Origin of the sequence: Pseudomonas sp. NyZ480 (assembly GCF_029537255.1) — a bacterium.
GTDB lineage: Bacteria > Pseudomonadota > Gammaproteobacteria > Pseudomonadales > Pseudomonadaceae > Aquipseudomonas > Aquipseudomonas taiwanensis.
In genome coordinates, this window is sequence record NZ_CP120626.1 from 4,866,468 (window position 1) to 4,889,165 (window position 22,698).

Below are 22,698 nucleotides of genomic sequence, written 5' to 3' on the forward strand. Positions count from 1 at the left end.
CTCAGGGCCTGCCCTGCTGCTGTGCCAGGGCGCTGTCGGCACGGATGTGACGCTGATCGGCGACCCTGCGGGTCAGACCGATGCGGTCGAAGTACTCGAGAATCTGCACACTGCGCTTGCGACCGATGCCCAACATATCGCGAAACGCCGCAACCTGCACTATCGGGGTTTCATTGGCCTGCGCAAGCAACAGCTCTGCCATGCACTGCAGGGTCGCTTCAGGGTAAAAAAGGTCGCGCACCACCTGGTGCACCAAGCCCAACCGCGCCAACTTGCGTAACAGCAGACGCACATCCGCTTCGGGACATTTTTCCTCGCTGGCCAAGGTCCTCACCCACGGCGGGTCGAACTGCCCCTCCAGCAAGCGAGGCTGCAGACGCGACCACAACGCGCTGTCGGCATCGCTCAGTTGAACCTTGTGACCAGGCAGGTGAAGCCAAGCACCGCTGCTGGCAATCGCGCCTTCATTCAGCAACTCATCCAGCAGGCTGACGAATGCCGGCCGCTCAAGCGGCAAGGCAGCAAAGCGACGCAAGCGATCGCGGTCGGGACCAAGCTGGTCGGGCTCTTGCTCGTGGAATGCCGCCAGTTGCTCCAGCACACGGATCCTGAGTCGTTGCCATTGGCCTTTATCGAACAACAACTGGCCTTGCCGGGTAGCGACCACCCACACATTGGCTGGAAGTTGCCAGGTTTCTCGCAGACGGTTGAACTGGCGCTCAAGGCGCTGCGGATCCACTCCGCCAGGTGCGTTTTCCAGCAATGTCGTCAGAGCATGCTCCAGCCCCTCGGCATCGCGCAGCACTTGCAACTGACGCAGGCGCTCATCACTGCGTCGCTGGCGACTGGGTGCGAACGGATCGAGGACCTTGCCGCCGCCCAAGGTGCGCTGGGCACGCTGGTCGCGCAGCACCAAACGGTCGCCGTGGACGGCTTGTAACGGGGCGTTGAGCAGCAACTGGGCAAACATGCGCTGGCCCGCCGACAATCGCTCGCCCTCCAGCAGCGCGACACGGGCAGTGACGTCCTGGGTGCCCAGGTGTACGTGCACGGCACTGAAATGTTCGAAAGTGCGGGTTTCTCCCGCCAACAGGGTCAGTTCAATATCGACCCGCATGCTCGGAGCATGCAGCCATTCAGGCACCAGCCAATCGCCCCGATGCACCTGCTCGACGGTCAGGCGTTCGGCGGTGACGTTCAACGCCACCCGTTGCCCCGCTTCGGCCACCAGTGCCGCCTGATTCTGCGCATGCAGGCCACGCACCCGCACCGGCTTGCCTGCCTTGCCCAGGCACAACGTGTCGCCTGCACTCACCTGCCCGGCCAACGCCGTCCCCGTGACCACCACACCTGCACCGGTGACGGCAAAGGCACGGTCTACGGCCAGGCGAAAGCCCCCGCGGGCACTACGTTGCTGCACACGCCTTTCGGCCGCCAGCAAGGCCTCACGCAGGGATCCGATGCCTTCACCGGTGATGCTCGACAGCGGAAACTGCGGTGCGCCGGCGTAAGGCCCTGGCGCGAGTAACTCGGTGACCTGCGCCTGCACCTCCAGCAAACGCACGGGTTCCACCCGGTCACATTTGCTGATCGCCACCAGCGCCTGGGGAATGCCCAGCAGTTCGATGATCGCCAAGTGCTCACGGGTCTGTGGCATGACTCCGTCATCGGCGGCCACCACCAGCAGCACCAGGTCGATGCCATGCGCCCCGGCCAGCATGTTGTGGATAAATCGCTCGTGGCCGGGCACATCGATAAAGCCGGTCAACGGCGCCCCTTCGGCGAGGGATGCGTAGCGATAACCGAGGTCGATGGTCATGCCACGGGCACGCTCTTCCTGGCGATGGTCACCCGCTTGGCCCGTCAGTGCCTGCAACAGCGCAGTCTTGCCATGGTCGATGTGGCCAGCGGTTCCTACGATCACTGCACAGGCCCCAACTGCAAGGCAGGGAGTTGCGCCAGCCATTGGGCTTCGTCATCGAGCTGGCGCAGGTCGAGCCACAGTGCATCGTCGTCGATGCGCCCCAGCACCGGCACGGGCAGGCTTCGCAGGGCACGCTCCAGCACATGCAGGCTGCGCCCGCGCAACTTCTTCGACACCTGCGGACGCAGGCACAACGCAGCACTGGGCAAACGCGCCACGGGTTGGCTGCCACTGCCGATCATGCCCAGCGCCGGCTCCACGCTGACCCGCCACTGCTCACCCAGGCGGGCCGTGAGTGCCGGTGCCAGACGCTCGGCCTGGGCCTGGATCTGGGCTTGGCTGCGGGTCAGCAGACGCAGGCTGGGCAGGCGCTCGGCCAGGCGGTCGGGGTTGCGATACAGCGCCAGCACCGCTTCGAGTGCAGCGAGGGTGATCTTGTCGACCCGCAAGGCTCGCTTGAGCGGGTTTTTCTTGATTCTGGCAATCAGCGCCTTGCGCCCGACAATGATGCCCGCCTGAGGGCCGCCGAGCAGTTTGTCGCCACTAAAGGTCACGATGTCGGCACCATCGGCGAGCGCTTGGCGAACCGTGGGTTCGGCCGGCAGGCCCCAGCGCGTCAGGTCGAGCAGACTGCCGCTGCCCAGGTCTTCAAGCAGTGGCAGCTGATGTTGGTGAGCAATGCGCGCCAGTTCTGCGGTGGCCACCTGGGTGGTGAAACCCTGGATGCTGTAGTTACTGCAGTGCACGCGCATCAACAGACCGGTGCGCGGGCCGATGGCCGCTTCGTAGTCGCGGGGATGGGTGCGATTGGTGGTGCCGACTTCATGGAGGCGTACACCGGCACGGGCCATGATGTCGGGAATGCGAAAGGCGCCGCCGATCTCGATCAGTTCCCCGCGCGAGATGACGCCTTCCTTGCGCGCGCCCAGGCTATTGAGCGCCAGCAGCACGGCGGCGGCATTGTTGTTGACCACGGTGACGGCTTCGGCACCAGTCAGCTCGCGGATCAGGCCTTCGATCAAGTCGTCACGGTCACCGCGCTTGCCGGTGGCCAGGTCGAATTCCAGGTTCAGCGGATAGCGGGCAGCGGTCTGCATGGCCTCAATGGCCTCTTCCGGCAACAGTGCCCTGCCGAGATTGGTGTGGAGCACCGTGCCAGTGAGGTTGAAGACGCGGCGCACGTGGCTGCGCTGTTGGATGGCCAGGCGCTCGCCCGCGCGGCCCACTAGCACTTCAGCGGCCAGCTCGGCGGCGCAGAGTTGGCCGGCGCGAGCCGGCTCGCGCAGATCGTCTAGCAGCTGGCGCAGGGTGGCGAGCACGGCATCGCGACCGTGGCGGTCGATCAGCGCAAGACTGGCCGGGTGGCGCAGGAGGGTGTCGATGGAAGGCAGGCGTGGGGTGTCGCTGGCTACGCTGGATGACATGCGGTACTACCTTGGACTGATCCGTTGTCTGTGCTGGCCTCTTCGCGGGTAAACCCGCTCGCGCAGATCCCGCTGCGAAAGCGGGCCTACCCGCGAATCAGGCGACTCGGTATTGCAGTGTAGACACTCCCCACTATCCGGGCGCGAGCATCAGGTTAGGTGCCAGGCGATGAAAGCCCTCCTCGTCCAGGCGGATATCCAGCGCCAGGCTGGCCAGGTCGTCGGCCAGCGGCTCGGCCGCTGCATCGTTTTCCAGGTAATTCTGCTTCAGGTAGCTTTCGCACCCCGGGCAGCATTCGGCACGCAGCGGCGCCTTGCCCGGCGCATGGCGGTCATCCTCCAGATAGGTGTACCGCAAGCCTTTGCTCGACTCGCAGTACACACACTTGACCCGCACCACATGCCATTCACAGGCGCACAATGAACATACCAGGTAACGCAACCCATTGTGCTTGCCGCGATTGCGCACTACGCCGGCCATGGCCGGCGAACCGCAAGCCGGGCACTGGGCCAGGCTAGCGGTGGGCTGGAGTTCGGGCGCGGGCAACGCCAGCAACCAGCTCGACCAGGCCGCTTGCAAAGCCGCGCCAATGAAGGGGACCAGCGCCGCCGGCACTGCGTCGTACTGGCCAGCGAGCAGGGCGATGCCCCAGCCTTTGCGCTGGCCATCGTCGCTGCCACGCAGGGCCTGCAAGGCATCGACCAGCGGGCCATCAGCTTCACTGTCGAAGTGATCGAGCAACGCCTGCAGCCATCCCAGCCACGGGCCTTCGCGAACCAGGCTATCTGCGGCCAGCGGCGGCAACCCATGACTCATACACAAGCGCTGACGGTCTTCTGCCACCGGCAAACCGCTGGGCGGGTTATCCACAAGCTGTTGCTGAATGCGGCACAGCCGGGCGACCAGCCGCAAATAGTCACCCAAGGCATGCCCTGTGGATAATTGTTCGAGGCGCGTGGCGCGCAGCTCGAACAGGTTGGCGGGGGGCAGATGCAGAAACGGCGGCATCACTGCCGAGGCTTCGATCTGCCCTGGCTCGAGTATCGTGCTCAAACGGTCATCCTTCTTTACGTCCGTGAGGGGTCGGCGTCTTGTCGCCAGTCACTTCGCGGTACCACAACGCGTGGTGTTTGCGCGCCCAGGCGCGGCTCACCCAACCATGCAACATGGCGCCTACCGAGCCCTTGATCCAGATCCCGGCATAGATGTGCACGATGATGCTGAGAATTAGCACGAAGGCTGCCAAGGCATGTAGCAAGGAGGCAAGACGAATGGCGCCGATGTCGAAGTAATGGCTGAAGTACGCTCGCCAGATCACCACGCCACTGACCAGCAACACCAGCATGCACACCAACAGGGTCCAGAACAGCAGCTTCTGGCCCGCGTTGTACTTGCCGATCGGCGGTACGCCCTCCTCCTTGTTGAGCATCACCCGGTCGATGCGGCGCAACCACAGGCGGTCATTGGCGGTGATGAAGTTGGCACGCCAGAAGCGCAGCACCAGGCCCAGGAAGAACACGAACATCGCTACCCCGATGAACGGATGCAGGATGCGCGTCCATGGGCCGCCACCGAACAGGTGACTCAGCCAGAACAGCGCTGGGTGGAACAGCGCCAGCCCCGACAGTCCAGCGAGCACGAACAGGATCGCCACGACCCAGTGATTGCTCCGCTCGTTGGCGTTGTAGCGCAGGATAGGCTTGTTGTCGTTCATGGCCGCTGCTCCCCCTGCCCGCCGGGCTGTTTAGGATCATAGACATGGACCGACGGGTCCACCTGATGCACGCCATCACCCGGCGGTGCGGGGTGTTCATCCTCCTCGACACGCTGCGGGCCGACCCGCACATAGTGGAAGAATCCAGCCAGCACCGCCGCGCCCATGGCCAGCAGCGCCAGCGGCTTGGCGAAGCCCTTCCACAACCCGACCAGCGGGCTGATCACCGGCTGGTCCGGCAGGCCGGCGTAAAGCTTGGGCGTGTCGGCATGGTGCAACACGTACATGACGTGAGTGCCACCGACACCATCGGGGTCGTACAACCCGGCGTTGTCGTAGCCTCGCGACTTGAGATCGACGATACGCTCGGCGGCATGAACCTTCATCTCGTCCTTGGTCCCGAACACAATCGCCCCGGTTGGGCACGTCTTCACGCAGGCCGGTTCCAGGCCCACGGTCACGCGGTCGGAACACAAGGTGCACTTGTATGCCTTGTGGTCTTTCTGCGAGATCCGCGGAATGTTGAACGGGCAGCCGGTGATGCAGTAGCCGCAACCGATGCAATGGTCCTGGTTGAAGTCGACGATGCCGTTGGCATGCTTGATGATCGCCCCCGGACTCGGACACGCCTTCAGGCAACCCGGGTCTGCGCAATGCATGCAGCCATCCTTGCGGATCAGCCACTCCAGGTTACCGTCATCGCGCTCGTGCTCGGTGAAGCGCATCAGGGTCCAGGTTTCAGCGGTCAGGTCCTGAGGATTGTCGTAGGTACCATGGTTGTGGCCGACCTCGTCACGCAACTCGTTCCACTCCGAACACGCCACCTGGCAGGCCTTGCAGCCGATGCACTTGGTGGTGTCGATCAGCTTGGCCACTTCCTGCTGCTGGCGTACCGAAGGCGGTACAGTGGTGGTGGCCGAGCGAGCGATGATGTCTTGGCTGGCCATCAGATTTTCTCCACTTTGACGAGGAACGACTTGGACTCCGGCGTCTGGGTATTGCCGTCACCGAGGAACGGCACCAGCGTGTTGGTCAGGTAGCCGTGCCGAGTAGCCCCGGTGAAGCCCCAGTGCAACGGGATGCCGATCTGGTGCACGGTCTGGTTGTTGACCTTGAGCGGGCGAATCCGCTTGGTCACCACCGCTACCGCTTCGATATGCCCGCGCTTGCTCGACACCCGCACCCGGTCGCCCGCCTTGATGCCCTTCTCATTGGCCAACACCTCGCCGATCTCGACGAACTGCTCGGGCTGGGCAATGGCGTTGAGTCGGCAATGCTTGCTCCAGAAGTGGAAGTGCTCGGTCAGCCGGTAGGTCGTTGCCGCGTAAGGGAACTCGTCGTGCTTGCCCAAGGTGTCCCACACCGAATCGAAGATCCGTCCGGCCGGGTTGCTCGTGGCCTTCTGGTTCTGCGGATGCAGCGGGTTGATGCCAATCGGCGTTTCGAACGGCTCGTAGTGCTCGGGGAACGGCCCCTCGGCCATCTTGTCGATGGCGAAGAACCGCGCCACGCCCTCAGGGTTCATGATGAACGGATTCATCCCCGCCTCCGGTGGCGAGTCGACCTTGAAGTCGGGCACGTCGGTGCCTGTCCAGGCCTTGCCGTTCCACCACACCAGGCGCTTCTTCTCCGGGTCCCACGGTTTGCCTTGTGGGTCGCTGGAGGCCCGGTTGTAGAGGATGCGACGGTTGGCGGGCCAGGCCCATGCCCAGTTCTGTACCTGGTGCATGCCATAGGGGTCGCTGTTGTCGCGGCGGGCCATCTGGTTGCCCTGCTCGGTCCAGCAGCCGGAGAAGATCCAGCAGCCGGAGGCGGTGCTGCCGTCATCCTTGAGCTGACCGAAGCCCGACAGCTGCTGGCCGGCCTTGAGCTGCGCTCCGGTCGGGTCGGTGAGGTCGGTCACTGCCCAGCCGTTCATCTCCTTGGCCAGTTCCTCCGGGGATGGCTCTTCGGGGACCTTGTACGGCCAGTTGATGCTCATCAGCGCGTCCGGGAAAGCACCGCCTTGGGCCTGATACCGCTTGCGCAGGCGCAGGAACAGTTCGCTCATGATGTGCACATCGGTGCGTGTTTCGCCCGGGCCATCGGCGCCTTTCCAGTGCCACTGCAACCAACGACTGCTGTTGACCAGCGAACCATCTTCCTCGGCGAAACAGGTGGTGGGCAGGCGGATGACTTCGGTCTGGATGTTGGCCGTGTCGACATCGTTGAACGGCCCGGCGTTGCGCCAGAACTCCGAGGTTTCGGTGGCCAGCGGGTCCATGATCACCAGCCACTTGAGCTTGGCCAAGGCCGCAGTGACGCGGTTCTTGTCCGGCAACGCGGCAATAGGGTTGAAGCCCTGGCACATGTAGCCGTTGACCTTGCCCTGCCCCATCATCTCGAACATGCGCAGCACGTCGTAGGCTGGTACGTCGAGCTTGGGTAGCCAGTCGTAGCCCCAATTGTTCTGCGCAGTTGCATTGGCGCCGAACCAGGCCTTCATCAAGCTGACATGGAACTTGCCGTAGTTCTGCCAGTATGACAGCTGGCCGGGGCGCAACGGTTTGGAGGCGCGCTTGTCGATGTAGGCGGCGTAGTCCTGCTCGGCGTCACCAGGCAAGGTCAGGTAACCCGGCAGCGAGTTCGACAGCAGGCCAAGGTCGGTCAGACCCTGGATGTTGGAGTGCCCGCGCAGGGCATTGACGCCGCCCCCCGGCATGCCAACGTTGCCCAGCAGCAACTGCACCATCGCGGCGCTGCGGATGATCTGCGCACCGATCGAGTGTTGCGTCCAGCCCAGCGCGTAGAGGATCGTCATGGTCTTGCCCGGTACCGAGCAGGTGGCGATCTCCTCCCAGATTTTCATCATGGCGTCCTGCGGCATGCCACAGGTCATGCTCGCCACTTCCGGTGTGTAGCGGCTGTAGTGCTGCTTCATCAGTTGATAGACGCATCGCGGGTGCTGGAGCGTCGGGTCGACCTTGGCGAAGCCATCTTCACCCAGCTCGTATCCCCAGCCGGATTTGTCGGCATACACACGCTTGGCCGCATCGTAGCCGCTGAACAGCCCGTCCTCGAAACCATAGTTTTCTTTGACGATGAACGACACGTCGGTGTAGTTGCGCACGTATTCGTGCTGGATCTTGTCGTTGCTCAGCAGGTAATTGATCAGCCCGCCCATGAAGGCGATATCACTGCCGGTGCGTATCGGCGCGTAGTAGTCCGCCACCGAGGCGGTACGGGTAAACCGCGGGTCGACCACGATCAGCCGCGCCTTGTTGTGCGCCTTGGCCTCGGTCACCCACTTGAAGCCGCAAGGATGCGCTTCTGCTGCGTTGCCACCCATCACCAGGACCAGATTCGCGTTGGCGATATCTGACCAATGGTTGGTCATGGCGCCACGGCCGTACGTCGGGGCAAGACTTGCCACCGTCGGGCCATGTCAGACACGCGCCTGGTTATCGAACCCCAGCATGCCTGTTGCGCGGATGACCTTGTGGGTCAGGTAGCCAGCCTCGCTGGAGGCGGCGGATGCAGCGAGAAAACCAGTGGTGAGCCAACGGTTGACCGTCTGACCCTGGGCGTTTTTCTCGATGAAGTTGGCGTCGCGGTCCTGCTTCATCAGGTCGGCGATGCGGTCGAGCGCATCATCCCAACTGACCCGTACCCACTCCTTGCTGCCCGGCTTGCGCACCTCAGGGTACTGCAGGCGACTGGCGCTGTGGATGAAGTCCAGCAGGCCAGCGCCTTTCGGGCATAGGGTGCCGCGGTTGACCGGGTGATCGGCGTCGCCTTCGATATGGATGATGTTCTGTTTGACGTTCTTGCCCGCATCACCCTGGCTGTACATGATCAGGCCGCAGCCGACCGAACAGTAGGGGCAGGTGTTACGCGTCTCGTGGGTGTGCGCCAGCTTGAAGTGGCGCACCTGCTCGGCGAAGGCTGGCGTCGGGGCCATGCCCAACGCCGCCAGGCTCGAGCCTCCAAGGCCGACGGCGGCGACCTTGAAGAACTGCCGACGGTTGAGGTCCATCGTGTACTCCTGATCAGGTGTGAGCGCGCGGGACTTGGCCGGCGCCTCTGGTAGTCACGGTGGTGGCAAATAGATGCCGCCAACCGTTAAGACTAGACAAGATTCATGGAAGTGCGATGACGTGGGTCATGGGGGGAGTTGTTGGGTATGTCTTGGGCTATTCAGTGCACATGAGATCGAGCGCCGACCGCCCGCGCCGCGCATCGCATCGCATCGCATCGCGAGCAAGGCTCGCTCCTACGTTCGTTTTGGGCCAGTTATGCCAGTGCGATCTGCACGTTACCGCCGTACGCCACAGACGAAATTGGCCGAGAAAAAGGGAGCGAAGCGCCGCGCGGGCGGCGCTCGTTCTGATGGGCGCTGACGATCCGGTGGCAAGCACCATGGAGGTGGGATGCAGGCTTTTCAGCACTCTGGCAGGTTGCGCACCACGTTCAGCGCCGCGCTGCTCTGCGCAACTGGCATCATTTCTACGGTATTGATGTTCACATGGGCCGGTTGCTCGGCGATCCAGGCAACGGTGGCAGCAATGTCTTCGGGCAGAATTGCCTGCACGTCGCGATACAGCGCCTCCACCGCGGCCAAGTCACCGTTCAGGCGCACCACCGAGAAGTCGGTACCCGAACACAGCCCAGGTTCGATGTTGCTGACGCGCACGCGGGTGCCTGCCAGATCGGCGCGCAGGTTCAAGCTGAACTGGCGGACGAAAGCCTTGCTGGCACCGTACACGTTGCCACCGGGGTAGGGATAAGTACCCGCAATCGAGCCGATGTTGATGATCATACCGCTGTCGGCCTTCACCATCTGCGGCAGCACGGCATGGGTAACCATGGCCAACCCGGTGACATTGGTGTCGATCATGCGCTGCCAGTTCTCGGCACTGCTGACCTGGGCACGCTCGATGCCCAGCGCCAGCCCGGCGTTATTGACCAGCACATCGATGCTGGGCGCCGCCTCGTTGATCTGTTCTACCGCAGAAGCAATCGACCGGGCATCGGTGACATCCAACGTCAGCGGGATGAAATTGTCGCCCAGTTCCGCTTCCAGCTCCTGCAGTTTGTCGGTGCGCCGGGCGCCACCGATGACGCGGTAGCCCTTCTTGACCAGGGTTTGGCAGATGGCACGGCCAAACCCAGAGGATGCGCCGGTTACGAATGCTGTTTTCATCAGGGATCTCCAGAAGTCAGGGGGTCAGGCCAGGTATTTCACGCCCAGGCTGGTGAACAGGCACAGCATCGAGAACACGAGGGCCTTGCGTACCACCTCGTTGCCTTTACGGATGGCCAGGGCGCTGCCCATGTGGTTGCCGAGGATGTTGCAGGCCACCAGGGGCACGGCCAGGAGATAGACCACCTTGCCCGCCATCACGAAAGCCACCAGTGCACCGATGTTGGAGGCAAAGTTGAAGGTCTTGGAGTTGGCCGAGCTGGATACCAGGTCCATGCGCAACAGGTAATGGAACGCGATGATGAACATGCTGCCGGTACCTGGTCCGAAGAAGCCGTCGTAGAAGCCGATCACCAGGCAGGTCAGTGGCACCACCGTGTAGAGCATGCGCGTCGACAGCTCGCGTTCTTCGACAGGTCGATCTTTAGGGGTAAGGAAGATCAGGATGCCGAAAGGGATCAGTGCGAGGATGATCTTGCCCACAGTCTCCTGGGAGATCGACACGATCAGGTGGGCCCCTAGATAAGCACCGAGCAGCGAGAACGGTACACCGACCAACGCCACCTGCCAGACCATCTTGCTGTTGGCCAGGAAGTTTCTGATGGCCGCCAGGGTTCCCAGCGTACTCACCAGCTTCTCCTGGCCCAGGGCGACTTGGGGCGGCATGCCGACCAGCAGAAACCCTGGGACCAGAAACAGCCCACCGCCCCCAGCGATGCTATCCACGAAGCCAGCGATGAAGGCGATTGCGCCCAGCAGCAAAATCGCCAACAGCCAATGTTCCGCCCAGAAGGCGCCTAACAGTTCCATAGCAGTGTGTCCGTCGAGTGGTGGAGAGGGTTACGAGAGAACTTCGTAGAGGTGGTCGGCCCGGGCCAGGCGAACCCGGTTCAGGTCATTGACCGCGAACAGTCGCAACAACCAGCGGTCGGCGCCGTCGTTCTGTGGCTCGAAGCCATCACGGGCATGCAGCACGCGCTGGTTCTTGAAGATCATGAAGTCGCCTGGCAGTAACAGGTGGGGCTCATCGAAGCGGCGGGTTTCCAATAGACTGCGCAAACTGGCCAACGCTTGTTCGGCACGCAGGTTCAGGCCATGGGTATTCTCGCTGTCGAAGCGGCACAACCACTCGCCGGATTGACCGCGTACCAGCACCGGCAGCTCGGCCGTGCGACGGCGGTTACCCGTGAAGGAGTCCGGACGGCGAATCTCGAACTGCGGCAGGCACAGTTCTCGCACCGTGGCCATTGGCAGGGCTGCGATCACGGCATCGAGGTTGACCAGGGTGGTGCTGATGCGCGGGTCACAGCGCATACCGAAGAACGACAGGTACTCCGGGCAGCAGGACGCCTCGCCGATGGGCTCGGAGGACAATGGCAGGTCAGGGTTGTCGACGTGATAGGAAAAACGCAGTCGGGAGCCATGCGAGCTCTTGTGACTGGAGGAACTACGCGCCGGGATGACATGGCGGAACAGCCGGCCGTCGTTCTCGCCTTCGTAAACGATCGGGTGGATGCCCATCAGGCTCTGCATGGTCAGGCTGACCAGGCAGGCAACCGGCGTGCTGCGCGGGCTGAGTACGCCGGAATACGGCGTTGGCGGCACATCGCGGTCACGGGGGCAGTTGCGCACGATCAGGGAGGTCAGGTCAGGGTTTTCGACGAAGTGATGAATCTGCTGACACAGCGCCTTGCCCAGCACTTCCTGCGCCTGGTCCTTGAGTTGTGGATAAAGGTCTTTGCTGGTCTCGAAGTCGAGCGGCGTGTTGTTCAGCAAGGTTTGCCAGGCACTGGAGACGACCCAGGGCAAGCGAATCTCCAGTGAGGCCTGAGTTTCGGCTGCTTGTTGCAGGTGTGCGCTTTCCATTTCGAGTGATATTCCATTGAACTAGCTTGGGGCCATTCGTTGTCGTGCTAAGCCGGGCAGAGGCGGCAGACGTCGTTATTTTTTGAAGCCGTTCACAACAATGCGATGACAGGGCGTACGTCCGAGCGGCGCAGGCACATTGCATCGACTCAATCATTGTAATAACGGAAAATGACTCGATTCAATTAAATTTTTACAATGATTACGCACAAAATTGCACCGACTCAATCAAGCCATTGATTTCAAAAGATTTCAACATGGGCTGGCGAAGAGCCGGCACCCTACCACCCGCCTTGGACCGGCGAGAACGCGCCTTCGTATCGACCGATCACAGAGCAGAACCGATGCAATAGAGGTAATTAACCCGTAGGAAATTGCAATTACCTCTATAAGACCATTCGTGCTAGGCTTCCGCGTTCTCGCAGATTCTGGTGCCATTTCTATGTGGGTTCCTCACTACAGCGACCTGTCGCAACCGGTCTACCTGATGATCGCCGACGCCCTCGAACAGGACATCGGCAGCGGTCGTCTTGCAGCTGGCGATCGCTTGCCAACACTCAAGGACCTGGCCGAGGCGTTGAGCGTGACCCCTGGCACCATCGGCCGGGCTTACGACGAAGCTGCCAAGCGCGGCCTGGTGGTTGGCGAGGTCGGCCGTGGCACCTTCGTGTTGCAGCGACAGTCCGCGACACCCACGCCTGCGCTACAGACGGTGCCTGCAGCGCAGAAAGGCGACAGCAGCCAGGTCGACCTCTCGATCATCAAACCCAACGACGCGCACATGGCCGACTGGCTGCGCGGCGCGATCAATGCACTGGCCGACGCCCCCGATCTTGCGCAAGTGCTGGACTACGTCACCGAAGGTGGCCATGCGACGCACAAGCAAGCGGGTGCCGCCTGGATCCAGCGCTGGTTGCCCGAGGCCCGCTGGCAGCAGGTGGTGCTGACCTCTGGCGCGCAGCATGGCCTGCTGGTAGCCATCAGCAGCCTGTCGAAAAGCGACGATGTGATTCTGTGCGAGTCGTTCTGCTACCCCGGCATCATTTCGCTTGCGCACAGCATGGGTCGCCGTCTGCGCGGTGTGGCGATGGACGAGCACGGTCTCATTCCGGAGGCGCTTCGTGCGGCCTGTCGCGAGCATCGCCCTGCCCTGCTGGTTTGCGTGGCGACCCACCAGAACCCGACCAACTCGATCATGCCCCGCGAGCGACGCGAAGCTATCGCTCAGATCGCGCGTGAATTCGACCTGTTCATCATCGATGACGACATCTACGGGTTTCTTGAACCGAACCCCGAGTACGAACCACTGGCCGCCTATGCGCCCGAGCGTTCGGTGTACCTGACCAGCCTGTCCAAGAGCGTGCTGCCGGCGCTGCGCATCGGCTACCTGTATGCCCCGCCGCAGACGCTGTCGCGGCTGTCGTCGATGGTGCGCAGCAGCGTCTGGATGCCTTCGCCACTGATGGCCCAGCTGGCCAGCAACCTGATCAACAGCGGCAAGGCCGATCAGTTGATCCAGGTCCAGCAGAGCGAAGCCGCGGCGCGACAGCAGATGGCACGGGAAATCCTCGGCCAGTACAACATTCGCAGCCAGCCCAACAGCTTCCACATCTGGCTGGAATTGCCCGAGCCCTGGACCAGCGACGAGTTCGCCAACCTGGCGCGCAACAATGGGGTGACGGTTGTCAGTGGCAGCCAGTTCCTGCCAGAGCGGACCTCCGCCACCTGCGGCGTGCGCATCGCCTTGATGACACCCAGCCGCCAGGAACTGAGCTTCGCCTTGACCAAGCTGGCCAGCCTGCTGGATTCGCCGGAGCCGCGGCTGTTCTACTGAACTTTCACGGTTCAGGGCGTTCATGCGCGGCCCGGGTTGCTTCAATACAAAACACCACACCTATAAAAAACCCCCGCATCGCGGGGGTTTTACGATCAGCTCAACGCTGCAGCAATTCCTTAGAACGGAATATCGTCGTCGAAGCTATCGAAGTCGGCGGCTGGCTGTGGGGCTGGCTGCTGCGGCGCGGGACGCTGTGGTGCCTGTTGCGGACGTGGGGCCTGCTGGCGCGGTGCCTGGTTGTACTGCTGCTGGCCACCGTAGTTGCCGCCACCCTGGTTGTAGGGGTCGCCGCCCTGTTGCTGGTTCTGCGGACGGCCGCCGAGCAGCTGCATGGTGCCCTGCATGTCGACGATGATTTCGGTGGTGTAGCGCTTGATGCCGTCTTTTTCCCACTCGCGAGTCTGCAGCTTGCCCTCGATGTAGACTTGGGAACCCTTGCGCAGGTATTCACCAGCAATTTCGGCAACCTTGCCGAACAGCGACACACGGTGCCACTCGGTACGCTCGACCTTCTGACCGGACTGCTTGTCGGTCCACTGCTCACTGGTAGCCAGGCTCAGGTTGGTCACGGCGTTACCGTTGGGCAGGTAGCGGACTTCGGGATCCTGACCGCAGGTGCCGACCAGAATGACTTTGTTAACCCCACGGGCCATAACGTTCTCCTAGGCTTCGCACGCCGAAGAGGCTGGATTCACCAGACGCTCCAGGGTCGCACGGTCCAAAATTTTCGTATCCAGTTTGATATAGATGGCGGCCTCGTCTGCCACCACCACGGCGTCGGTTACACCCGGCACGGCCATCAGGCGCTCGGTCAGTCCGGCTTCACGGACGGCCTCGGGCGACAGCGGCATGCGCAGGCTGGTCACATAGGGCGGCTCGTTCATACGCAAGGCAACGACCAACCAAATGGCGCAGAGCCCTGCACAACCGAGGAACACCATGCTCAGCCCACCGTGCTGGAACAACCAGCCACCGATGATTCCTCCCAGAGCAGCGCCGAGGAACTGGCTGGTGGAATATACCCCCATCGCCGTCCCTTTGCCGCCAGCGGGCGACACCTTGCTCACCAACGAAGGCAACGACGCCTCCAGCAAGTTGAATGCGGTAAAGAATACCACGGTGCCGATCACCAGTCCGCGCAAGTTGTCAGCCCATTCCCAGAAGAACACCTCGACTAGCAGCAGCACAGCGACTGCACCAACCAAAACGCGCTTCATCTTGCGCTTCTTTTCGCCGTAGATGATAAACGGGACCATTGCAAAAAATGAGATGAACAACGCGGTCAGGTACACCCACCAGTGCTCTTCCTTGGGCAGCCCACCACGCTCGACGAACGCCAACGGCAGCGCCACGAAGCTGGCCATGAGGATGGCATGAAGGATGAAAATGCCCGCGTCCAGGCGCAGAAGGTCCGGATGGCGCAGGGTCGGGCCGAGGGCCTGGCGCGCCACACCTGACTCTCGGTGCTGCAAGGTGCTGTGGGTATTAGGCACCAGGAAGGCGATCAGCGCGATACCGACCAGCGCCAACGCTGCGGTGGCGAGGAATAATCCTGACAAGCCGAAGGCACGTGTCAGCAAGGGGCCGACGACCATGGCTACAGCGAACGACAGGCCGATGCTCATGCCGATCATGGCCATGGCCTTGGTACGGTGCTGCTCGCGTGTCAGGTCTGACAGCAACGCCATGACCGCTGCGGAAATCGCCCCTGCGCCTTGCAGGATGCGACCGGCGATCACGCCCCAGATCGAGTCGGCCTGGGCCGCCAGCACACTGCCCAGGGCGAAGATGACCAAGCCCAGGTAGATCACCGGGCGACGGCCGATGCGGTCGGAAATCACCCCGAACGGGATCTGCAGCACCGCTTGGGTCAATCCATAGGCACCGATGGCCAGGCCAATCAGCGCGGGGGTAGCGCCGGCAAGGTCCATGCCGTAGGTGGCCAGCACGGGCAAGACCATGAACATGCCCAGCATACGAAAGGCAAAGACCAGAGCCAGGCCGCCTGCGGCGCGGGTTTCGCTGCCACTCATGCGTTCGTTGTGGGTGTCGTGCATGGTTTAACCTCGTATGAACCGGCGGCGATTCTACCAGTCCGACAGCTTGACGGCATCTACGCGACGCTTTGCCGCGTACTGGCAGCGCGCCGTATACTTCCTTGTTTATGCCCGCAGAGCGAGGCCGCAGTGGACAAGATCCTGATTCGTGGGGCACGTACCCACAACCTGAAGAACATCGACCTGACCCTGCCCCGGGACAAGCTGATCGTGATCACCGGCCTGTCCGGCTCCGGTAAGTCATCCCTGGCGTTCGACACCCTGTACGCCGAAGGCCAGCGCCGCTACGTCGAGTCGCTCTCGGCCTATGCCCGACAGTTCCTGTCGATGATGGAAAAACCCGACGTCGACACCATCGAGGGGCTGTCGCCGGCCATTTCCATCGAACAGAAATCGACGTCGCACAACCCACGCTCGACCGTCGGCACCATTACCGAGATCTACGACTACCTGCGCCTGCTCTATGCCCGTGTCGGTACGCCGCGTTGCCCTGACCACGACATTCCGCTGGAAGCGCAGACCATCAGCCAAATGGTCGACCTGGTGCTTGCCCAACCCGAGGGCAGCAAACTCATGCTGCTGGCCCCGGTGATCCGCGAGCGCAAGGGCGAGCACCTGGCTGTGTTCGACGAACTTCGCGCCCAGGGCTTCGTCCGTGCACGGGTCAATGGCAAGCTCTACGAGCTCGACGAACTGCCCAAGCTGGACAAGCAGAAGAAGCACAGCATCGATGTAGTGGTAGACCGTTTCAAAGTGCGTGCCGATTTGCAGCAGCGCCTGGCCGAGTCGTTCGAGACAGCCCTGAAACTGGCGGACGGCATTGCCCTGGTGGCGCCGATGGACGACGAGGCCGGCGAAGAGATGATCTTCTCCGCACGCTTCGCCTGCCCTATCTGCGGTCATGCGATCAGCGAGCTGGAACCGAAGCTGTTCTCCTTCAACAATCCCGCTGGCGCCTGCCCGACGTGCGACGGTCTGGGCGTAAAGCAGTTCTTCGACACCAAGCGCCTTGTCAATGCCGAGCTGACGCTGGCCGAAGGGGCGATCCGCGGCTGGGACCGGCGCAACGTCTATTACTTCCAGATGCTCGGCTCGCTGGCCGCGCACTATGGCTTCAGCCTCGAAGCGCCTTTCGAGCAGCTCTCTGCGGAACACCAGAAGGTCATTCTTCAGGGCAGTGGCAAGCAGAGCGTCGACTTCAAGTACCTCAACGACCGCGGGGACATCGTCAAGCGTTCGCACCCGTTCGAGGGCATCGTGCCGAACCTGGAGCGGCGCTACCGTGAGACCGAGTCGGCCACCGTGCGCGAAGAACTGGCCAAATTCCTCGGCACGCAGCCCTGCCCGGACTGCCGTGGTACGCGTTTGCGCCGTGAAGCCCGCCATGTTTGGGTCGGGGAGAAGACCCTACCAGCAGTGACCAACCTGCCGATCGGCGAAGCCAGCGATTACTTCGGCGCATTGACCCTGACCGGTCGGCGCGGTGAAATCGCCGCGAAAATCCTCAAGGAAATCTGTGAACGCCTGCAGTTTCTGGTCAACGTCGGCCTCGACTACCTGACACTGGACCGCAGCGCCGAGACCTTGTCCGGCGGCGAAGCCCAGCGTATCCGCCTGGCAAGCCAGATCGGCGCAGGCTTGGTGGGGGTGATGTACATCCTCGATGAACCGTCCATCGGACTTCATCAACGCGACAACGATCGCTTGCTGGCCACCCTCAACCACCTGCGGGACCTGGGCAATACGGTGATCGTCGTCGAACACGACGAGGATGCCATTCGCCTGGCCGACTATGTCGTCGACATCGGCCCCGGGGCGGGCGTGCATGGCGGCCGGATCGTCGCCGAGGGTACACCACAGGAAGTGATGGCTCACCCTGACTCGCTCACCGGTAAGTACCTGTCCGGTCGCAAGAAGATCGTGGTGCCGGCCAAACGCACGCCGCGCAACAAGAAGCTGCAACTCAAGCTCAAGGGTGCGCGAGGCAATAACCTGCAGAACGTCGATCTGGAGGTGCCGATCGGTCTGCTGACCTGCGTGACCGGTGTCTCCGGCTCGGGCAAGTCGACCCTGATCAACAACACCCTGTTCCCCCTGGCCGCCACCGCCCTCAATGGCGCAAGCAGCCTGGAGGCTGCCGCCCACACCAGCATCGATGGCCTGCAGCACCTGGATAAAGTGGTCGATATCGACCAGAGCCCGATTGGCCGTACACCACGCTCGAACCCAGCCACCTATACCGGCATCTTCACTCCGATCCGCGAGCTGTTCGCGGGCGTGCCGGAATCGCGATCCCGCGGTTACGGACCGGGGCGCTTCTCGTTCAACGTCAAAGGTGGCCGTTGCGAAGCGTGCCAGGGCGATGGCCTGATCAAGGTCGAAATGCACTTCCTGCCGGATATCTACGTTCCGTGCGATGTCTGCAAGAGCAAGCGCTATAACCGTGAGACGCTTGAGATCAAGTACAAGGGCAAGAACATCCACGAAGTACTGGAAATGACCATCGAGGATGCCCGCGAGTTCTTCGACGCCGTCCCCGCGCTGGCGCGCAAGCTTCAGACCCTGATGGATGTCGGGCTTTCGTACATCAAGCTGGGGCAGTCGGCGACCACGTTGTCCGGTGGTGAGGCGCAACGGGTGAAGCTGTCGCGCGAGCTGTCCAAGCGCGACACGGGCAAAACGCTGTATATCCTCGATGAGCCGACCACCGGCCTGCACTTCGCCGACATCCAGCAGCTGCTGGACGTACTGCATCGCCTGCGCGACCACGGCAACACCGTAGTGGTGATCGAGCACAACCTGGACGTGATCAAGACAGCCGACTGGCTGGTGGATCTGGGGCCAGAGGGTGGCTCCAAGGGTGGCCAGATCATCGCCTGTGGTACACCGGAAGAACTGAGCAACACCAAACAGTCCTATACCGGGCATTACCTCAAACCGTTGCTGGAGCGGGACCGGGCATAAACAAAAAGCCCCTGGCAGTTGATTGCCAGGGGCTTTGGGTATCAGGGTGGCCGGCGTTACATCTGCGACTGCAGGTAGTTCTCCAGGCCTATCGCCTTGATCAGGCCCTGCTGCTTCTCCAGCCAGTAGGTGTGATCTTCCTCGGTGTCGGCCAACTGCGCACGCAGGATATCGCGGCTGACGTAATCCTTGTGCAGCTCGCAAAGCTCGATGCCTTTGCACAGTGCAGCCCGTACCTTGTACTCGAGCTTCAGATCCGCTTCGATCATCTCCGGCACGGTTGTACCCACTTCGAGGTCATCCGCGCGCATGTCTGGCGTACCTTCGAGCATGAGAATTCGACGCATCAGGGCATCGGCGTGCTGCGTCTCTTCTTCCATCTCATGGTTGATTCGCTCGTAGAGCTTGGACAGGCCCCAGTCTTCGTACATACGCGAGTGGATGAAGTACTGGTCGCGCGCCGCCAGTTCGCCCTTCAGCAATGTAACGAGGTAGTTGATAACATCCGGGTGACCTTGCATCGCCCTGTTTCTCCATGTGAAAACGTCTATGCCACATAGTGTGAACCAGCTTTCGCGCGCGGTCACTGAAAAACGCGCAATTAGAAGTAAAAAATCGGCTAAACAGTAGTGATATTCATTGAAAAACCGCCCAATTGAGGGCGGTTCTCCTTATCACTTCGACTTAGGCGAGGTTTACGCCCAACGCGTTGGCTATCCCTTCTGCGTAGGCCGGGTCAGCCTTGAAGAAGTGCTGCAGCTGCCGCTGAACCACCTCTTCGCTGACACCGGCCATGGCGCCGGCGATGTTGCGGAAAAGAAGTGCCTTTTGCTGCTCACTCATCAAGCGGAACAACGCACCGGCATGACTGTAGTAGTCATTGTCCTCACGGTGATCGTAACGATCCGCGGCACCACTCAAGGGCAACGCGGGCTCGGCGTGACGTGCCGACTGCTTGGGCGCGTCCGCGTAGCTGTTCGGCTCATAGTTCGGCGCACTGCCATAGCTACCGTTAGCCATCGAGCCATCGCGCTGGTAGCTGTGCATCGGACAGCGCGGCGCGTTAACCGGCAACTGCTGATGGTTGGTCCCGACGCGGTAGCGGTGGGCGTCTGCATAGGCGAACACGCGGCCTTGCAGCATGCGGTCGGGCGAGAGGCCAACGCCAGGCACCATGTTGCTCGGGCCGAACGTGGCTTGCTCGACTTCGGCAAAGTAGTTCAACGGGTTACGGTTGAGCTCCAGAACGCCCACCTCGATCAGCGGAAAATCTTTCTGCGACCAGGTTTTCGTGACATCGAACGGATTCTCGCCACGTCCGGCTGCCTCGGCTTCGCTCATCACCTGGATGCAGACAGTCCAGCGCGGGTAATCGCCGCGTGCAATGGCCTCGAACAGGTCACGCTGCGCGTAATCCGGGTCAGTACCTGCCAAACGCGCGGCTTCGGAAGGTTCCAGATTCTTGATGCCCTGCTGGGTCTTGAAGTGCCATTTGACCCAGGTGCGCTCACCTTGGGCATTGACCAGGCTGTAGGTGTGGCTGCCGAACCCGTGCATGTGGCGATAGCCATCCGGAATTCCGCGGTCAGAGAACAGAATGGTGACCTGGTGCAGCGCTTCGGGCGAGTGCGACCAGAAATCCCACATCATCTGGGCATTTTTCAGGTTGGTCTGCGGATGGCGCTTCTGGGTGTGGATAAAGTCAGGGAACTTCAACGGATCGCGGATGAAGAATACCGGCGTGTTGTTGCCAACGATGTCCCAGTTGCCTTCTTCGGTATAGAACTTGACGGCAAAACCGCGCGGGTCGCGCTCGGTGTCGGCCGAGCCACGCTCACCCCCAACAGTAGAGAAGCGCAGGAAGGTCTCCGTTTGCTTGCCGAGCTCCGAGAACAGTTTTGCATGGGTGTAATGGGTGATGTCGCGGGTGACCGTGAAGGTACCGTAAGCACCCGAGCCCTTGGCGTGTACACGACGCTCGGGGATGTTCTCACGGTTGAAATGGGCGAGTTTCTCCACCAGGTGGAAATCATCGAGCAGCAGCGGGCCGCGCGGGCCTGCAGAACGGGAATTCTGGTTATCGGCTACGGGTGCACCGCTGGCGGTGGTGAGAATCTTGCTCATGGGCTCTCCTTATGGGGTCTTGATGTGCCGACCAAACGGCTTGAGGAGAGTATTGGCGAACGAGGTTACAAGAACAAATTCATTGAATGACTAACATCAATAGATAATTACAATACATGTAAAGACAAAAAACCGGGCACTAGGCCCGGTTCTTTGTAGCAGACAGAACGTCTTACTCAGCAGCTTCTACAGCACCGCCGACCGGACGATCAACCAGCTCGACGTACGCCATAGGGGCGTTGTCGCCAGCGCGGAAACCGCACTTCAGGATGCGCAGGTAGCCGCCCTGACGGGTGGCGTAACGCTTGCCCAGGTCGTTGAACAGTTTGCCAACAGCGGACTTCGAACGGGTACGGTCGAAGGCCAGACGACGGTTAGCAACGCTGTCTTCCTTGGCCAGGGTGATCAGCGGCTCGGCAACGCGGCGCAGTTCCTTGGCTTTCGGCAGGGTGGTTTTGATCAGCTCGTGCTCGATCAGCGACACAGCCATGTTCTGGAACATAGCTTTGCGGTGAGAGCTGGTACGGCTCAGGTGACGTCCACTTTTACGATGACGCATGATTCATTCCTTACCAAACACTACGTTCGGTGATTACGACGATCAGGCGGTCGCCTTGTCGTCTTTCTTAAGACTTGCAGGCGGCCAGTTGTCGAGGCGCATGCCGAGAGACAGACCACGAGAGGCCAGCACGTCCTTGATTTCAGTCAGGGACTTCTTGCCCAGGTTAGGAGTCTTCAACAGCTCTACTTCGGTACGCTGAATCAGGTCGCCGATGTAGTAGATGTTCTCCGCCTTGAGGCAGTTGGCCGAACGTACAGTCAGTTCCAGGTCGTCAACCGGACGCAGCAGGATCGGATCGATCTCGTCTTCCTGCTCGACTACGACAGGCTCGCTGTCACCTTTGAGGTCGACGAACGCGGCCAGCTGCTGTTGCAGGATGGTCGCAGCGCGGCGGATAGCCTCTTCAGGATCCAGGGTGCCGTTGGTTTCCAGATCAATGACCAGCTTGTCCAGGTTGGTACGCTGTTCAACACGGGCGTTCTCGACCACGTAGGCGATACGACGCACCGGGCTGAACGAAGCGTCCAGCTGGAGACGGCCAATGCTGCGGCTTTCGTCTTCGTCAGTTTGACGAGAGTCGGCCGGCTCGTAACCGCGACCACGAGCTACAGTGAGCTTCATGTTCAGGGCGCCGTTGGACGCCAGGTTCGCGATTACGTGATCGGGGTTGACGATCTCGACATCGTGATCCAGCTGAATATCGGCAGCGGTAACCACCCCCGAACCCTTTTTCGACAAGGTCAGCGTAACTTCGTCACGACCGTGCAGCTTGATAGCCAGACCTTTCAGGTTCAACAGGATTTCAATTACGTCTTCCTGTACACCTTCGATCGCGGAGTACTCGTGGAGTACGCCATCGATCTCGGCCTCGACTACTGCACAGCCAGGCATGGAGGACAACAGGATGCGGCGCAGCGCGTTGCCCAGGGTATGGCCGAAACCACGCTCGAGAGGCTCGAGCGTAATCTTGGCGCGGGTTGGACTGACTACCTGCACGTCAATGTGACGGGGAGTCAGGAACTCATTTACCGAAATCTGCATGG

The 22,698-nt window shown here is 61.6% G+C and carries 17 protein-coding genes; 2 read left to right on the forward strand and 15 right to left on the reverse strand.

Annotated features, from left to right (window positions below; genetic code table 11):
- Position 1: 1 nt before the first annotated feature.
- The 9 genes from selB to P3R38_RS22375 form a co-directional block, all read right to left on the reverse strand.
- On the reverse strand, positions 2 to 1,924 hold the full coding sequence (selB, locus tag P3R38_RS22335) for a selenocysteine-specific translation elongation factor (RefSeq protein WP_104881186.1): 1,923 nt from the start codon (positions 1,922 to 1,924) through the stop codon (positions 2 to 4).
- Complete coding sequence (gene selA / locus P3R38_RS22340; protein WP_023382608.1) at positions 1,921 to 3,348, reverse strand: L-seryl-tRNA(Sec) selenium transferase; 1,428 nt, start codon at positions 3,346 to 3,348, stop codon at positions 1,921 to 1,923. Before selA ends, selB begins: the two co-directional genes overlap by 4 nt.
- Positions 3,349 to 3,481: 133 nt before the next feature.
- On the reverse strand, positions 3,482 to 4,402 hold the full coding sequence (fdhE, locus tag P3R38_RS22345; RefSeq protein ID WP_104883238.1) for a formate dehydrogenase accessory protein FdhE: 921 nt from the start codon (positions 4,400 to 4,402) through the stop codon (positions 3,482 to 3,484).
- A gap of 4 nt (positions 4,403 to 4,406) precedes the next feature.
- Complete coding sequence (locus P3R38_RS22350; protein ID WP_023382610.1) at positions 4,407 to 5,063, reverse strand: formate dehydrogenase subunit gamma; 657 nt, start codon at positions 5,061 to 5,063, stop codon at positions 4,407 to 4,409.
- A complete protein-coding gene (gene fdxH, locus P3R38_RS22355) occupies positions 5,060 to 6,010 on the reverse strand; it encodes a formate dehydrogenase subunit beta (protein ID WP_023382611.1) in 951 nt (316 codons plus the stop codon). Before fdxH ends, P3R38_RS22350 begins: the two co-directional genes overlap by 4 nt.
- On the reverse strand, positions 6,010 to 9,078 hold the full coding sequence (gene fdnG, locus P3R38_RS22360) for a formate dehydrogenase-N subunit alpha (RefSeq protein WP_148299938.1): 3,069 nt from the start codon (positions 9,076 to 9,078) through the stop codon (positions 6,010 to 6,012). The genes fdxH and fdnG overlap by 1 nt, the downstream gene beginning before the upstream one ends.
- A 405-nt stretch (positions 9,079 to 9,483) precedes the next feature.
- Positions 9,484 to 10,245, reverse strand: coding sequence for an SDR family NAD(P)-dependent oxidoreductase (locus tag P3R38_RS22365; RefSeq protein WP_104881184.1), 762 nt, complete (start codon positions 10,243 to 10,245; stop codon positions 9,484 to 9,486).
- Positions 10,246 to 10,269: 24 nt separating this feature from the next.
- A complete protein-coding gene (locus P3R38_RS22370) occupies positions 10,270 to 11,055 on the reverse strand; it encodes a TSUP family transporter (protein ID WP_023382615.1) in 786 nt (261 codons plus the stop codon).
- A 30-nt stretch (positions 11,056 to 11,085) separates the two neighbouring features.
- A complete protein-coding gene (locus tag P3R38_RS22375; protein WP_023382616.1) occupies positions 11,086 to 12,111 on the reverse strand; it encodes a TauD/TfdA family dioxygenase in 1,026 nt (341 codons plus the stop codon).
- A 442-nt stretch (positions 12,112 to 12,553) separates the two neighbouring features.
- Here P3R38_RS22375 and P3R38_RS22380 point away from each other — a divergent pair, with 442 nt between their 5' ends.
- The gene (locus P3R38_RS22380; RefSeq protein ID WP_027907534.1) at positions 12,554 to 13,945 is read left to right on the forward strand and encodes a PLP-dependent aminotransferase family protein; all 1,392 of its coding nucleotides are present in this window, start codon (positions 12,554 to 12,556) and stop codon (positions 13,943 to 13,945) included.
- Positions 13,946 to 14,064: 119 nt separating this feature from the next.
- On the opposite strand, the gene P3R38_RS22385 is transcribed toward P3R38_RS22380, so the two are convergent.
- Positions 14,065 to 14,601, reverse strand: a complete 537-nt coding sequence (locus P3R38_RS22385; protein WP_023382618.1) for a single-stranded DNA-binding protein — start codon at positions 14,599 to 14,601, stop codon at positions 14,065 to 14,067.
- A gap of 9 nt (positions 14,602 to 14,610) precedes the next feature.
- Positions 14,611 to 16,005, reverse strand: coding sequence for an MFS transporter (locus P3R38_RS22390; protein ID WP_023382619.1), 1,395 nt, complete (start codon positions 16,003 to 16,005; stop codon positions 14,611 to 14,613).
- 129 nt (positions 16,006 to 16,134) lie between these two features.
- Between P3R38_RS22390 and uvrA the strand changes: the two genes are divergently transcribed.
- Positions 16,135 to 18,969 (forward strand): excinuclease ABC subunit UvrA, encoded by a 2,835-nt coding sequence (uvrA, locus tag P3R38_RS22395; protein WP_023382620.1) that lies wholly within the window; start codon positions 16,135 to 16,137, stop codon positions 18,967 to 18,969.
- A 56-nt stretch (positions 18,970 to 19,025) separates the two neighbouring features.
- On the opposite strand, the gene bfr is transcribed toward uvrA, so the two are convergent.
- The 4 genes from bfr to rpoA form a co-directional block, all read right to left on the reverse strand.
- Positions 19,026 to 19,490 carry a bacterioferritin gene (gene bfr, locus P3R38_RS22400; RefSeq protein WP_023382621.1) on the reverse strand — a complete coding sequence of 155 codons (465 nt, stop codon included), beginning with the start codon at positions 19,488 to 19,490 and terminating at the stop codon, positions 19,026 to 19,028.
- Positions 19,491 to 19,653: 163 nt separating this feature from the next.
- Positions 19,654 to 21,093, reverse strand: coding sequence for a catalase (locus P3R38_RS22405; RefSeq protein ID WP_186599121.1), 1,440 nt, complete (start codon positions 21,091 to 21,093; stop codon positions 19,654 to 19,656).
- A 172-nt stretch (positions 21,094 to 21,265) separates the two neighbouring features.
- Positions 21,266 to 21,652, reverse strand: a complete 387-nt coding sequence (gene rplQ, locus P3R38_RS22410; RefSeq protein WP_003255451.1) for a 50S ribosomal protein L17 — start codon at positions 21,650 to 21,652, stop codon at positions 21,266 to 21,268.
- 42 nt (positions 21,653 to 21,694) lie between these two features.
- Positions 21,695 to 22,696 (reverse strand): DNA-directed RNA polymerase subunit alpha, encoded by a 1,002-nt coding sequence (rpoA, locus tag P3R38_RS22415; protein WP_003255452.1) that lies wholly within the window; start codon positions 22,694 to 22,696, stop codon positions 21,695 to 21,697.
- Between the last annotated feature and the right edge of the window lie 2 nt (positions 22,697 to 22,698).

Excerpts from the sequence above, each read along its gene's own strand:
- P3R38_RS22405 (WP_186599121.1), bottom strand. The coding sequence starts at position 21,093 with ATGAGCAAGATTCTCACCACCGCCAGCGGTGCACCCGTAGCCGATAAC.
- P3R38_RS22385 (WP_023382618.1), bottom strand. The coding sequence starts at position 14,601 with ATGGCCCGTGGGGTTAACAAAGTCATTCTGGTCGGCACCTGCGGTCAG.
- P3R38_RS22365 (WP_104881184.1), bottom strand. The coding sequence starts at position 10,245 with ATGAAAACAGCATTCGTAACCGGCGCATCCTCTGGGTTTGGCCGTGCC.
- P3R38_RS22350 (WP_023382610.1), bottom strand. The coding sequence starts at position 5,063 with ATGAACGACAACAAGCCTATCCTGCGCTACAACGCCAACGAGCGGAGC.
- P3R38_RS22380 (WP_027907534.1), top strand. The coding sequence starts at position 12,554 with ATGTGGGTTCCTCACTACAGCGACCTGTCGCAACCGGTCTACCTGATG.
- bfr (WP_023382621.1), bottom strand. The coding sequence starts at position 19,490 with ATGCAAGGTCACCCGGATGTTATCAACTACCTCGTTACATTGCTGAAG.
- selA (WP_023382608.1), bottom strand. The coding sequence starts at position 3,348 with ATGTCATCCAGCGTAGCCAGCGACACCCCACGCCTGCCTTCCATCGAC.
- rpoA (WP_003255452.1), bottom strand. The coding sequence starts at position 22,696 with ATGCAGATTTCGGTAAATGAGTTCCTGACTCCCCGTCACATTGACGTG.
- P3R38_RS22370 (WP_023382615.1), bottom strand. The coding sequence starts at position 11,055 with ATGGAACTGTTAGGCGCCTTCTGGGCGGAACATTGGCTGTTGGCGATT.
- P3R38_RS22375 (WP_023382616.1), bottom strand. The coding sequence starts at position 12,111 with ATGGAAAGCGCACACCTGCAACAAGCAGCCGAAACTCAGGCCTCACTG.
- rplQ (WP_003255451.1), bottom strand. The coding sequence starts at position 21,652 with ATGCGTCATCGTAAAAGTGGACGTCACCTGAGCCGTACCAGCTCTCAC.
- fdxH (WP_023382611.1), bottom strand. The coding sequence starts at position 6,010 with ATGGCCAGCCAAGACATCATCGCTCGCTCGGCCACCACCACTGTACCG.
- P3R38_RS22390 (WP_023382619.1), bottom strand. The coding sequence starts at position 16,005 with ATGCACGACACCCACAACGAACGCATGAGTGGCAGCGAAACCCGCGCC.